The organism is Solibacillus sp. FSL W7-1324, assembly GCF_038008025.1.
Lineage (GTDB): Bacteria > Bacillota > Bacilli > Bacillales_A > Planococcaceae > Solibacillus.
This window is the reverse complement of the sequence record NZ_JBBOYH010000002.1, coordinates 48,930-62,687: the sequence shown is the minus strand read 5'-3', so window position 1 is coordinate 62,687 and position 13,758 is coordinate 48,930. Positions and strand designations below refer to the sequence as shown.

The 13,758-nt window shown below is 34.3% G+C and carries 11 protein-coding genes; 9 read left to right on the top strand and 2 right to left on the bottom strand.

The genetic code is table 11. The features are described from left to right. Positions 1-127: 127 nt before the first annotated feature. The 3 genes from MKY71_RS18820 (at position 128) to MKY71_RS18810 (ending at position 3,828) form a co-directional block, all read left to right on the top strand. Complete coding sequence (locus MKY71_RS18820; RefSeq protein ID WP_079524127.1) at positions 128-967, top strand: ATP-dependent DNA ligase; 840 nt, start codon at positions 128-130, stop codon at positions 965-967. A gap of 397 nt (positions 968-1,364) precedes the next feature. Further along, positions 1,365-2,456 carry an SAVED domain-containing protein gene (locus tag MKY71_RS18815; RefSeq protein ID WP_340733692.1) on the top strand — a complete coding sequence of 364 codons (1,092 nt, stop codon included), beginning with the start codon at positions 1,365-1,367 and terminating at the stop codon, positions 2,454-2,456. Continuing rightward, the gene (locus MKY71_RS18810; protein ID WP_079524151.1) at positions 2,443-3,828 is read left to right on the top strand and encodes a nucleotide-binding domain-containing protein; all 1,386 of its coding nucleotides are present in this window, start codon (positions 2,443-2,445) and stop codon (positions 3,826-3,828) included. Before MKY71_RS18815 ends, MKY71_RS18810 begins: the two co-directional genes overlap by 14 nt. Before the next feature lie 276 nt (positions 3,829-4,104). On the opposite strand, the gene MKY71_RS18805 is transcribed toward MKY71_RS18810, so the two are convergent. Next, on the bottom strand, positions 4,105-5,067 hold the full coding sequence (locus MKY71_RS18805; RefSeq protein WP_079524125.1) for a hypothetical protein: 963 nt from the start codon (positions 5,065-5,067) through the stop codon (positions 4,105-4,107). Between the two features lie 265 nt (positions 5,068-5,332). Between MKY71_RS18805 and MKY71_RS18800 the strand changes: the two genes are divergently transcribed. From MKY71_RS18800 to xerS, 6 genes are all read left to right on the top strand, one after another. After that, complete coding sequence (locus tag MKY71_RS18800; protein ID WP_176142037.1) at positions 5,333-6,412, top strand: S-layer homology domain-containing protein; 1,080 nt, start codon at positions 5,333-5,335, stop codon at positions 6,410-6,412. A 272-nt stretch (positions 6,413-6,684) separates the two neighbouring features. Further along, positions 6,685-7,506 (top strand): N-6 DNA methylase, encoded by an 822-nt coding sequence (locus MKY71_RS18795; protein WP_139377702.1) that lies wholly within the window; start codon positions 6,685-6,687, stop codon positions 7,504-7,506. Positions 7,507-8,783: 1,277 nt separating this feature from the next. Continuing rightward, entirely contained in the window at positions 8,784-9,422 is a 639-nt protein-coding gene (locus MKY71_RS18790; protein WP_079524122.1) for a hypothetical protein, read from the top strand. A 966-nt stretch (positions 9,423-10,388) separates the two neighbouring features. After that, a complete protein-coding gene (locus MKY71_RS18785) occupies positions 10,389-11,198 on the top strand; it encodes a DUF3800 domain-containing protein (RefSeq protein ID WP_065217310.1) in 810 nt (269 codons plus the stop codon). A gap of 176 nt (positions 11,199-11,374) precedes the next feature. Beyond that, complete coding sequence (locus MKY71_RS18780) at positions 11,375-12,016, top strand: hypothetical protein (RefSeq protein ID WP_065217309.1); 642 nt, start codon at positions 11,375-11,377, stop codon at positions 12,014-12,016. A gap of 4 nt (positions 12,017-12,020) precedes the next feature. Next, on the top strand, positions 12,021-13,148 hold the full coding sequence (gene xerS, locus MKY71_RS18775) for a tyrosine recombinase XerS (RefSeq protein WP_065217308.1): 1,128 nt from the start codon (positions 12,021-12,023) through the stop codon (positions 13,146-13,148). Between the two features lie 205 nt (positions 13,149-13,353). Here the strand turns inward: xerS and MKY71_RS18770 are convergent, their stop codons facing one another. Further along, positions 13,354-13,632 (bottom strand): hypothetical protein, encoded by a 279-nt coding sequence (locus tag MKY71_RS18770; protein WP_156732654.1) that lies wholly within the window; start codon positions 13,630-13,632, stop codon positions 13,354-13,356. Positions 13,633-13,758 lie beyond the last annotated feature (126 nt).

Here is a 13,758-nt window from a genome sequence, read left to right as displayed (position 1 = left end):
CATTTTAAGTTAAATTTCTCAAAATAATTATTTTTGTTCCGGATTTATTGAATGAGAACGCCGGATCGCCTGATTAATTAACCAGCCATTTAACCATACTTAATGAAGATGATAGAGGTGATAATGTATGTTTGTTGAACCCATGCTCTTAGAAAAAGTGGATAAGCCCTTCAATGACAGCCGTTTTTGCGCGGAGCTAAAGATGGATGGTTGGAGAATGTTAATTAGCAAGTGGGACGGTAAAATTCGGTTATATTCAAGACACAAGAATGAATTTACTTCTGTATTTAAAGAATTTCAAAGTGTAGAGATTCCTGATAATACGATACTAGATTGTGAATTAATCGCAGTAGATGAAGAAGGGAAAAGCAATTTTGAACTGTTGCAGAATCAGTACCGCGCGAAACACCGCACAGCCCCGCTTCAATTAGTCGCTTTTGACATCCTATTCTACAAAGGGGAAGATTTACGGAAGAAGCCTTTAATGGAGCGAAAACAAATACTCGCAGATGTAATTGAGCCGTCAGATAAGTTAGTCCTTATTCAATATGTAGATGGTACGGATGCTGTTCAATATTTTGAGTTAATTAAACAGCATGGACTTGAGGGATTGATTTTAAAGGGTAAAGATTCCATTTACGATTCTCGGGGGAGACGCTCTAGTGCATGGTTAAAGGTCATTGCGTACAATTTTGAGTCTGTAGCTGTTCATGGCATAAGGAAGAAGAAATTCGGTGTTTATCTATCTTATCTGAATGGCGAATACGCAGGTATGATTGAGTTCATGACAAAAGAGGACCGAAAGAAATTATACAGCTTTGTTAGCAAACATAAGGTGAGGGAAGATGAAAATAAAATTACGTTGGATAATAAATTGATCATCGAAGTAAAATTCCGAAATAAATTTAAAAGTGGGTTATTGCGGCTGCCTTTATTATCTTCTTGGGAAACGGACAACAGTGATTGAGACGTTCAAATGATTTGCTGTTACATGAAATTGCCGGCGTTTAGTATATGTACTGAATTAGAATTATATTGTAGAGGTAAAAAAAATTACCTCTATTTTTTATTGGCGCGAAACGAGTCCTTCATTGCAAATTTTGCGGGATTAAAAGAAATACACTAGAAGTAATAATGTAAATTTGAAATAAAGTTTGATAATTATCTACTTGCATTGCTCCACAAACGCGCCCAGATTATTGAATAGGGAATAGGAGGGATTTCCTCCTGCTTTTTTCATGTTATGGTATGATAATCATGTATTACTTAACATTACTGATATTTTTATCAAGGAAATAGTAATCTTACATATGAATTGGTTAAGACAGTAGTTTGCAAGATTTAAGTATGAGAGAGGGTTAGAGATGTTGAAAAAAATATTAAACCTGTTTAAAGGTTGGCATGAAAAAAAGATTGTTTTATTGTTACTTGGAACAGGTTCAACTCTGGTCTTAGGTGGTATTGCTAAGGAATGGTGGTTGCCTATACTTATCCCTTTAATAAATAATCAGTTCAATCAAGACATACCTCTTCCAGATGATTCTATTGATTATGTAGTGTTTGCGATTGGTTTAGTATTAATTGGTCTTGGTATTTGGTTTTATTTTAAAACAAAAGAAAAAAGAAAACTACAAACCATGTTGCAGATTCGCCATTCTTCTATTGAAGCAGGGGATTATTCGAAAGTTGATGTTGATTTATCGAATTATAACATTGAACCCTTTTCGATAATTCAAACAGAAGAATTAAAAAACATTAATGAACAAAATTTACAACATGCTTTAAGGGAACAGGATAAGATTGTACAAAAAATACTTCAACGTCTGGATGGACATACAGATATAGAAGTATCTTATTGGGGATTAGCTCATATTCCACTTCTCGTTTTACTCGGTTATCAAATTGCTGATAAGTCTAATAGTTCTTACTTTGAATGGAATCAGAATTTTTTAAAATGGGAAAAAGTGAAGGAAAAAAGTGAAGTATGTCCTCCTTTGATGCTTGAAGAAGACATTTCGAAACAAACGGTAGATGAAACAAAGGAAGTAATAGTGAGAATAGGGGTTACTTATCCTATACATGAAACGGACTTAAACGGATTGGATTTAGATAAATTTAATTCCTTTTATCTTCATTTAAAGCCACCTCACAGAAATGCAATTAAATGTATGGAACAACTTAATGAATATCAGAAGCAGTTTCGTCAGCTATTGGATAAAATCAATCAAACATATCCTCATTTAGAAAAAATTCATTTGTTCTATTCAGGTCAACCTTCTTTAGCTTATCGTTTGGGAAGTACCATTTCTCCAAGAATGGATAAAGAAATTTGGGTGTATAACCATTTAGGAATAGCTTCTCCAAAATACAATTGGGCTATAAACCTTCAAAAAGCAGGAAATCCAGTAAAAATAAAAATCACAGGGGCGAATCAAATTGGGAATGAAGAATCTTAACGGTAAGTTTAACACGTTTTACGGTAAGCATGTCGTGTTGCCGAAAAAAGAAAAGGATTCACTTTTCGAGAAAAAGAATCTAAACATTAACAGATTGAAGGAAGGTTTAAAAGAATACAATCAGGAAAAAGGAACAAGTTACAAATTATCTGAAGAAGCGATTGTTCAAGGTAGTATGGCGATGGCTACTGTTACCCAAAACGAAAGTAATGATTACGATATAGATGTGGCTATTGTGTTTGAAAAAGACCAACTTCCTCCTGGGACAACTGCAACAAAGAATATGATTGTTAATGCTTTAAAAAGAAAATGTAAGAATTTCAAGAAAGAACCTACTGCGAAGACAAATTGTGTTCGTATCGAGTATCAGGAAGGGTATCACATTGATTTTGCAATCTACCGAAGATATAAAAAGAATGAATCGGATGATACTTACACATATGAACATTGTGGCAGCGAGTGGAGAGAAAGAAATCCAAGAGCAATAACAAAGTGGTTTTTGGATGCAAATACAGAAAAAAATTATCAATTAAGAGAAGTTGTTCGATTGTTAAAAATGTTTTCTAAGTCAAGAGATGGTTGGGTGAATATGCCTGGTGGACTCATTCAAAGTGTTTTAGCAGACGAAAAATTTCAATCCTATGAAAGAATGGATGAATGTTTCTATTATACAATAAAGGCGATAAGAGATAGATTGCTATGGAATAAAGAAGTAGTTAATCCAACCGATCCTACGAAAAGTCTCAAACTGGTCAGTAAAGATGATACGAAGATGGATAACTTATACAATCGACTGAACGAAAAATTGTCAAAATTAGAAATACTTTTTGATGATACTTGTACAGATTTGCAAGCTATTGAAGCGTGGGAAGCATTCTTTAATCATTCGTATTGGACAACTCAAAAAGAAGAAATTTCAAAGGCTCTGGAATCTTACAGTTCTTTTAATGAAGCAGAAGAAGAATTTGTACGTTTTAGAGAAACAGAAGAATTTATTCAGAATCTACTTCCAGTAAACTATCAATCTCAATATGAATTAAATTTAGATTGCAAAGTAGTAAAAAACGAAAAAACGCTTGGTTGGCTACAAATCATGAGGTTAAAAAGAGAGGTTTTATTACCAAAGTGTCAGTTGTACTTTCAAGCTAAAACAAACGTTCCAGCACCTTATAATGTGTATTGGAAAGTGAGAAATAGAGGCATAATCGCCAAACGAGAGGATAGTATTCGTGGAGAAATTCAACAAACGGATAAATTAACACATTACGAAGAAACACAATTTAAAGGGAATCATTATGTGGAATGTTATATTGTTAAGAATGGCGTATGTGTTGCTAAAAAAAGAATAGATGTAGAAATTAAATTATCTTAATTTCTATATAAAAAAGAATTAAGAAGATTGGAAAAAGAGGTGAGCTTATAAACTCTTCTCTTTATTTTTTTTAGTATTGAATATAGTCACCGAAATTCGCCTATTGCTCTAACTTGTTGAAAAAATTAACTTTACCAACGTCTTCATAATAACGATTCCATTTAAACATTTTAAAAAGATAGTAGCATTTCAGTTAATCTATTCGTTTAAATACCGCAATAATTGATTAATAAGAGAACAAAAAAGACTACCGAAAATGGTTCGGTAGTCATTATATTAATGAATCATAAAATACGCATAATCGTTTGGAATATCCATACTTTTAAGATTAATCGTAGCAATATGATACAGAATGTCAGGTGTAAATTTGTTTTCAGATAAAATTGTTCCTTCTAGGTATGTGCCTTCATTGTCTTTTTTAGGCGTTGTTTCAAAGTTACCGAAAAACTCCGCACTTTCCGGATCTTCTAATGAAACGAAGTATTCTTGTCCCTCTTTAAAATCACCGTACAGCTTAAATGCAATCATATCCGTTGCAATCTCTGTAATATCCAGCTCTTTTGTAAATACAGAAGCGTTTAAATCTGAATCATTTAAGAAAATACTCATTGTTTCCGTCAGATTAGAAAGACCAGACTTAGTTACTTCAAGGTTAGTAGGGGTGGGTTCTGCATAGGAATAACGTTGTTCCATATACGAATTTACAATGTTATCTCTTACATCCTCTTGGTTCCCTTCAAATTCAATTGAGATGAAACGAAGTTCTTGCTTGCCTTGCAGGATATACACGCAAATATGGTAATCTTCATCTGCCAACGTTTTTGAAATTATACTACCTTGCATTCCGTTAATTTCGATAGGAGAAACCTCAACGCCCTCGCCATTACCATTTAAATCATCAGCGATCTTTTTTGAAGCATTTTTTAAGGTGGCTGCCTTGCTATATAATTCAAAGGAAACAATCATTTTTTCATCGGGGGAAGCAAAAATAAATGTATCATCATTTCTGTTCGTAGCTGTTATAAAGTGCTTAAAGTCCTCCGGGATTTGCATATACCCGTAAGAATCGTTCCCAACAAATTGATAATCGATTAAAATGTCCGGCTCTGAAACGTCTTGTGCCGATGCAGACACTTGATCAAGCGCAGCCTCATGCTTCTTAGAGTCGCTACAAGCCGTCAGGAACATGAAACCTATGATTAGTGAAGCTAAAAAAGGGCTATATTTGAATTTCATCATCGTAACTCGCTCTCATAGTTGTTTTGTGCTAAAACTATTATAGCAAATAAACACGTAACAAAAGGGGCGGCTACTATGCAAATAAGTGTAGAAGAAACTTTATCCAATGGCGGTAACGTTCGTTATTCGATATCGTCGAAACAGTTTTATCATTTTTCTACTTGTGTTATTCCTTAAACGCGCCCAATTTTTTATTCAAGTCGAAGTGGTACGAATTTAGAAAAAAAAAAAAGAAACTATTTAAATGCAGTTGGAGGAAAGTAATATGAAAAACAGCAACAAACTTTTATTATCTACATTTGCGTTAGCAATTGCTACACCGGCTTTCGTTATCCCTTATGACAGTTCATCAAATCAGGTAGAGGCAGCTACTACATACGCAAAAACATTTAGTGACGTATCGAAAAAGAACGTTTACTACGATATCACTCATGAAATGGCTCAAAGTGGAATTATTAGTGGATATGAGGATGGTACATTTAAACCTAACGAAACAATCTCTCGTAAACATGCTGCTGCATTAATCAGTCGTGCAATTGAAATATTACCAAGAACAACTACTTTTAAAGCACCGAAAGATTTATCGACAAATAATGCTTATTACAATGATATTAAAAAGCTGATGGAAGCGGGGTTATTAGCTGTCGATTCAAAAGGCAATATTAATCCCAACAAAGCTTTAACACGTGGCGAAATGGCGAAGATTTTGGCTATTGCGTATGACTTAGAGACAACTGGTACGAATCCATTAAAAGATGTAACGAAAGCAAATGCAAAGTATGTAAGTGCATTGTATAACACTGGTGTAACTACTGGATATGAGGATAAAACTTTCAGAGAAAATGAAACCTTAACTCGTGCTCACTATGCCGTATTCATTTATCGAGCAAAGGATATTAAAAGAGTATCTGCTGAAGATATTAAAAATATGAACGATGAAGAATTAAAAAAATTAACCAATGAACAGATTGCAAAGATTGTACTTCCATTCGAAATTGAATTATATAAGGACATTCCGCTCCCACAAGGTCAAACAGATGCTAACTATTTAAAAGAAAAGTTACAAAAAGAATATAATGCTTATTTTGTGAAGTATGGAATGAATTTAAATATTAAAGAAAAGTTTTTTAAAGAATCTAGTTATTCTGCCTATGCCTCGTTTACAGATTACTATAATGTCCTTATGAATATATCTTCTGTAGAAGCCGTTGAACTTGTAAATCGGGCATATACAACAGGAACACTTATTACAAATGAAAATTCAGGTGTTGTAACAGATGTTAAATTCGTTATGTTCTTCGACTATGTAGATGGTAAATTACACTTTGGATTATTAAACAAATAAAGCTTTTTAAATAATGTCGGTGCAATCCTTTTATTCCAGGAATGCGCCCTTTAATGGAACAAAAACAGACAACATAAATAATCGACCAGGAGTAGCAAGTCAGTGAAATTATTCGCTGATTTGTTTTTTATTTTGCTATTATTTAGAGGTGTTGCCGGAGTTCACCTAGCATTTTTGCCAACATGTCTAGCCATTTATATAATTCGTTACAAGTGAGTCATACACTACAGCAAACACAAAAACAGTTGTATGAACGGAATCGAGGAATATAAATGACACAAATAAAAAGAGAAGTATTTAACCAACTAATCAGCGTAACAGACAGCGTTGACGCCCCAGCCAAACTATTAGAAATCTTATATGACAGACCGCGCCGAGAACAGCTAATGAAGGATGTATTAGAAGCGACGAATTATCAAGTTGACGATGATACATTCCGCATGTATTTTGAAGATAATCACGCAGATCGTAAGTATTTGAAGCAGGATTTTACACCGCATTCAGTATCAAAGTTAGTTGCACAGCTTGTAGGTAATCAAGAACAGCAAGACAATCAGACATACTACGAGGCATGCGCAGGTACGGGAGGAATGATAATTTCAGCGTGGCACAACAATGTAATGAAGCATGAGTTATTTACTTATAGACCTTCTATGTACTTATACCATGTTGAAGAATTATCAAGTCGAGCAATCCCATTTTTACTTTTCAACTTAGCAATGCGTGGCATGAATGCCATCGTCGTACATTGCGATGTACTTTCACGACAGGCATATGGGGCGTTCTTCATTCAAAACGATACGGACGACCCGATGCAGTTTAGTTCGATTAACCGCTTACCATATAACGATGTAGTAGCAAACTCTTTTGGCTATCCAGTCGAGTTTGTAGCAGAGTATTATGAGCCTTTAATTGAGTCACCTGAGCACATTCCACACTTAGCCGAGGAAATGGACCGATTACAAGGAAAAACGTCAAATACGGGCATTTCTGAGCCGACAGTGGAACAAGTTGCTGAAGATTTAATGTTTGAGAGCGATTTATTGAGCAATCCATTTGAACAGCCGACGTACATTCAACAAAGTTTGTTCTAAATTTGCACGATTCTTTAGATCGATTTATCTTTTGTTTAGATTCAAGCAACACTAACATCTAACGGCTGGATAAGAGCCAACTATTATGACAATGACGGCTTCAGTGAAGGAGAAACGTTCTTAGGTAGATATTAATTGAAGTAATCGAGCTGCGCATTTGCGTGGCTTTTTTATATTCCGCTGCCTTTCTTGCAGTTAAACCGGCCATACTATATGTTGATAGTAGAAATAAACATTAATGTTATTAAAAGGGGAATATAGGATGACTGTATATAACAACACTGATACTTTAGAACACCATGAGGGATTAATTTGGGTTAGTAAATCGTTTCAAACAGAAAATCGAGGAAATATCTATGCTGATTGAAAGATAAATTTCAGGTACTAGCATATGTTTCACCAGTTCAACTCGAAAACAAAGACCTACATACATTGGTGCAAGAAGTGATTACAGCGAATGGAACGCCATACATGTTAGAGGAAACCACTATCATGTGTATGATTTGCAACAAGTCATTCCATGAAGCTGACGTAAATATCATTGATTATAAAGATGATGTTTGTATTCACTGTGAGCCAACATACAGCAAGCAATAGCAAGGCAAAATAAAAGACACACATTTACTCAGGTATTAAGAGTAAGCGTGTGTCTTTTAACTTGCCGCGTGGTGATAAGGAAATGTTTGCTGAATAGTAATCCTAATATTTGGGCGAGTATTTTAATATAGCATGCTGAATAATAAAAAAGGCTGTTTGGCTAAATAGATAAGCCAACAGCCTTTATTTATTTTTAGCTTTATTTTTCTTTTTAGGTTTAGTCGGTAATCCCATACGACGATTATGGTCAATAATCGCAATCGCTAATTTGTCTGCTTCTTCTCGTTTCATATAATCACCACCTTACTAGAATCATTGACGGAATACCCAATTTTTATACAACATTAAAATTTTTTTCTCTTTACAGAAACACTATGAAATAAGTTAAGGACAGTAGGACAGTTTCTATAAGATATCGCTTCAAGCTGTTTGAAGCGGGGGGCTTATGCCAGTAGTGCTAATTCACACAATTTGCCGTCATAGCATTAGAACACCGGGACACTTTCCAAGCAAAAAATCCGCGCCAAACTCGAAAAATACCGTAATAAATCCCTACTACTCGTACATACCTTAGTAGCAAATGAGCGAAAACCCTCTACCCCACCGAAAAAACCACAAATTTATCCTTGGGACACTAGGACTGTTTCTAAAAGAAAAATATGAATTTAGGAGGCATTATATTGAGTACAACAGTAGGGCACAGGAAGAAAAGAAGTGATGCTAAACGTGATGTAAAGCCAACTATTAAACTACCTTTAAGAGAAAGTGTTTGTCGGATGGCTGACATAACAGACAATCCCATTAAGGATGTTGGCGCAAACATGATTGAACACGCTGTCAAGAATAAGAAAATAATCGATAGCTTATCCATTCATTTCCGTCGAGATATTTTAATTGAAAATACGATTAAGCGCGGCAGCACCGACAATCCACGAATAGCGAAACGTGAGGACGGCATTCATGAACGGATCACTATTCGATTAAGGCAACATACTTATGAAATGGTATCAGCTCTTGCATTTGCATTAGACGTTTCCGTATCAAGAGCCTGTGCAATCCTCATTGAAAAGAGCATGCATGATTTTGATTTTGTAAATAATTACGTCAAAAAGCATTTAAAATCACACCTAACACCTAATGAAATGCGAAGTTTAGAAAGCTTGCTACACTATGTAAATCAAGGCATTGAATATGGGGAAAAGGTTACGCTTGCAGGGGTTGTATCGTACATAGTAGAAGAAACCAAAGCCCCAATAAGCAAAGCAAAAGAAGCTATCAGCAACTTTGTTATTAATCGCTGGAATGATAACTTCAAATGATGTGATATAGGGCCATTTCGAAAGCGTATGACGTTTTTTGCACTCCACTAACTTGTTACCTATACTTCAGCTAGAAATGAAAGTTATAGGAGGAACAAACATGTAATATGTAGTCCTCAATCAAAAGCGAGTTGGTATTGATTACCAGTAACCAAATTGATTTAACCATAAAATATGTTGCCGAAAATATAAATAGTGTTGCTAGAGTCTGAAGGTTCGCATAAAGCGATACATTACCTTATCAGTTGCGCCCATTTCTATTAGCATAGATTTATACGACTGTTCCATTAATAGATCGTAAATCTTTTTCAATTAACGCACCTCCGTGTCCACGCACTACTAATGCCAGCAATACTGCTCGCCCGTCCGTTTCGACTTCAATTACAGTGTTTATGCTTTATGCCCCCTTCTTTTTAATTGCCGAGTGCTGAAATTTGGTTAGCGTTACTTCCTCACAATCAGTCTTTGAAACTTCTAACGGAGTGCTAGAATCTTTTACTAGAATAATATAATGTGAGTCTGTTTCATTTTGTATTAACAAAGTGTTGTAGAAGGACAAGACTTTCTTGTCTTTTTAATCATAGTGAATTTTAGGCAATGATAAATTAGGCTTTCCAATTTCAAAAATTCAACGACAAGAGATTTTTGTCCAAAACGGTACTAACTTTGTGTCCATGTACAAGTATAGATTTTATAATCAAAAATTTAAATTCTAACAGGGGGCTCACAACATCATAACTTTTTCGCAAAATACCAATTTCACGAAAAAGTAATAGATAGTATAGGTATATTATGGTAAAATAAAAAAAGATACCACAGGCTGCAAGAGCAGCCAATAGTATCTCATAAATGTTATTCGGAAAACTGCAAGAGCAGTTCATAAAATAACATATGTAATTTAATATGATTCAATATAAATGAATTATACCAATCATGCTTGAATTTTTCAAGTAGTGGAGGAATTTTATGAATAACGAAAAAAACCATACTGTTAATATTTACTTTGATGAAAGTGGTAAGGCAAATGAAACCCTTCATTTGATGGGCGCAATTTTATTTCCTCAAGATTACTATTTGCATCATCAAGAAAAGTTGGACAAAATCATCAAAAATGCTGGCATTCATTGGACTAGTTATGGGGGACATACGGCAATACGGGATAGCATTAAAATATTATTATCAGATGTACTCTCGCATCATCATTTAATGAAGATGAATGTTATTTCATACGATATTAATAAGGTTGAATTTAATTCAAAACCAATTAAACCAATTATTTCCGATATAGTAGATCGTACTATTTATACAAAGTTTCCAGAGCGTGTAGTCTACGGATTAATCAGGAAATATGGAAAAAACACTTTCGTAAATGCAGATGTTTTTATTGAGCACGACCGTACATACGAAGCTAAAAATTATGATTTGAAGGTTGATATGCTAAGGCAGTTAAACATTCAATCAATTTATCGTGGGGAAAATTTTAAAGTTAATAGTGTTTCATATTTGCCTAAAAAAGCAACCTACGGTATTGAAGTAACCGACCTTTTATTAGGTATTGTTAGGACAATTATTTTAAATGAAAGTTCTGATTCAAACCGTAAGAAAGCTAAAAATCAATTAGTAATGGAGCTATTAAATAACGAAAGTAATCTTTACCCCTTTTTAGAATCAATTAAGTTATTTGAATGGTATGGTGATTCTAGTGAGCTGCGTTCTGTCCCCTTTAATAGCTATATAGATGTATTTTTTAGCTCGAATCTTAAATTACTGAATTAGGGGGATATTGGTAGTGAATAAAACCGAACACTTTTTCGTTAAAAATGTATTTTGCGAATAAGTGTTCGCATTTATAGTCATTTAGTTAACTATCACTGCCCTACCCTGTTGCGTACGGAAATGATACAAGGAACTAATTATTTTGCGCAATATCCCTACTATACGGAGGTTTTATTATGAAAAAAATGAAAGTTGATTATCGTGGTCAAAGTTTATATGATTCCCTTTATTATTTACAGCATGGTGTTGGGATACGTGGCCATGTATATTCTTATTTTTATGATAGTAAAGGTCGCCTGAAAGAACGCAACTATTTAGGCGATTTTTTAATTACTACGGAGTGTGCGGTACACTTTAATTTTGCTTACCAATTTAATGCCCGAATCCCCTATACATTGGCATTTGATTTATTAAAACAATCACTAATAAAAGCTGCGGCAAAAGAAAGTGTATTAGACCTTGATTCAACGCTACATGAAGAATTAATTATGTATTTAGGATTAACATATCCAGAAAACTTCACAACTGAAGAATTACAATTATCAAATATGGATAATTTAAGTTATTTATTCGAACATATGATGCGTTATAACTGCTCCCCTGCTGTCACAAACGATTTTTTAAGCAAGTTAATACTAATAGACCCTGTAGAGTCAGAAAATGAATTTGAGAAGTCTGCGCTTTTAATTTGCAATGAAATTGAGGGTATTATTACCGATGATAAATACACTGAAACCGTAAAGCGAGATGCACTTGAATTAGCTGTGGCTAAAAATATGGACATTTTCCATGATTACGAAAATTCCCTGAAGGAGTGATTATATGGCTACACTATCTCCCGATGATCTAAAGATCTTAGAATATACGGATAAGCTTACTAAAGAACTTCCCTTTTATATACGTGATTTCCGTATAGAGAAAAATAAAGAACAGATTTCTTTCAGAACGATTCACCAATACTTATATAGATACAAAATATTCTTTGAATGGCTACTTAAAGAAGGAATTGCTGATGCACCAGATATTAAAGAAATAACTTTAGAGCACCTATCCCAAATAAGAAAAAAGGATATTGAATATTTTATAGAACATGTATCAAATGAGGATATTTCGAAAAAGCATGAAACTAGCAGTCGAGTACGTGAAATGCGTTCGGTATCACTTATGGTATCTGCTCTTAAGTCCCTATTTCACTTCTTGGCTGTTACCAGTGATGATGACCAGGGTAAAACGTACCTAAGCGAAAATATTATGGCTAAGGTAAAAATTCCGGTTTATAAAGAAACATCAGCAAACCGCGCTGCGGAAATTGCTACGCAAATACTAGATAGTAAACGCCTGTTCGACTTTGTTGATTACTTAGGGGATGATGGACCGGATGGATATTTAGCAAAATTAGAAGTGCCCCAACAGATTTCTTTATTCAAACGTGATTGTGAGCGTGATATTGCAATTATAGCTATTTTATTGGCCACAGGAATGCGTGTAGGAGAACTTGCTCGTATCACTATGGCGGATATTAATTATAGCGCTCAAACTGTTAAAGTCACCCGAAAAGGCAATAAAAAAGATACAATTTACATTATTGATTCTGCCTTTAACCGTTTGCTGGAATACATAGCAATTCGAAATACACGTTATCCCCAAGCCGAAATGTGCCCTTTCCTTTTTGTAACGTATCGAAAACCAGCAAAGGCAATCAGCATACGAACAATTCAAATGTTTGTAGAAAAATACACTAGTTCTTATTTTCCGAATGGTGTATATCCACATAAGCTGCGCCATTCGTTTTCGGTAGCGTTTATAAAAAATGGAGGCGAGGCAACAATTCTGAGGGATTTATTAGGTCATACCGATATTAAAACTACCTCTCTATATATTAATATGGCCAATTCTGATAGAGTTCATGCTTTAAATGCGCTAGAATCCTATTTAAGAACCCGTCCATAGGAAATGGCACTATTGTTGAATTGATGAAATAAAGATTGATCATTTGTAAGAAAGTTCGAGAAAAATGCGCAACCTTTATAAAGAAACCTTGTAATAACAACGTATTGAAGTAACCGACATATTTTTTATTTAGATATTAAAAAAGACCACTTCAAACAACTATTTAGTCGTTTGAAGTGGTCTTTTCTAAAAAGCTTTATATTAATTAATCAACAAATATATGAAATTTATCATCTTTAGTTGGAAGCTCCCCTCCAGGTACATTTAACATATAACGAATAATCTTTACAGCTAACTCATTTGAAGGTAAATTCATATTTGATGCTCCCCATGCCTTATAGATTAATATTGGGGTAGCTTCCTCAGTAAGACGATAAAGAGCCATCCGGTGAGAATAGGATTTACTATTTGGATCGGAATCTTTCTTTTTTAATGTTACCCTAATTATCCGCTCAGGCTCAAAAATTCCGTTCTTATGTTCCAAAATATCAAACCAACTCTTCGAAACACCAAACACCAATCATTTCTTTTACAAAACTGCGTTTTTCATGATTCTTTGATTGAACTAACTTTTATCGATGAATTTAAAACAAGAAAACAAAACACAGTA

Excerpts from the sequence above, each read along its gene's own strand:
- MKY71_RS18820 (WP_079524127.1), top strand. The coding sequence starts at position 128 with ATGTTTGTTGAACCCATGCTCTTAGAAAAAGTGGATAAGCCCTTCAAT.
- MKY71_RS18815 (WP_340733692.1), top strand. The coding sequence starts at position 1,365 with ATGTTGAAAAAAATATTAAACCTGTTTAAAGGTTGGCATGAAAAAAAG.
- MKY71_RS18810 (WP_079524151.1), top strand. The coding sequence starts at position 2,443 with ATGAAGAATCTTAACGGTAAGTTTAACACGTTTTACGGTAAGCATGTC.
- MKY71_RS18805 (WP_079524125.1), bottom strand. The coding sequence starts at position 5,067 with ATGATGAAATTCAAATATAGCCCTTTTTTAGCTTCACTAATCATAGGT.
- MKY71_RS18800 (WP_176142037.1), top strand. The coding sequence starts at position 5,333 with ATGAAAAACAGCAACAAACTTTTATTATCTACATTTGCGTTAGCAATT.
- MKY71_RS18795 (WP_139377702.1), top strand. The coding sequence starts at position 6,685 with ATGACACAAATAAAAAGAGAAGTATTTAACCAACTAATCAGCGTAACA.
- MKY71_RS18785 (WP_065217310.1), top strand. The coding sequence starts at position 10,389 with ATGAATAACGAAAAAAACCATACTGTTAATATTTACTTTGATGAAAGT.
- MKY71_RS18780 (WP_065217309.1), top strand. The coding sequence starts at position 11,375 with ATGAAAAAAATGAAAGTTGATTATCGTGGTCAAAGTTTATATGATTCC.
- xerS (WP_065217308.1), top strand. The coding sequence starts at position 12,021 with ATGGCTACACTATCTCCCGATGATCTAAAGATCTTAGAATATACGGAT.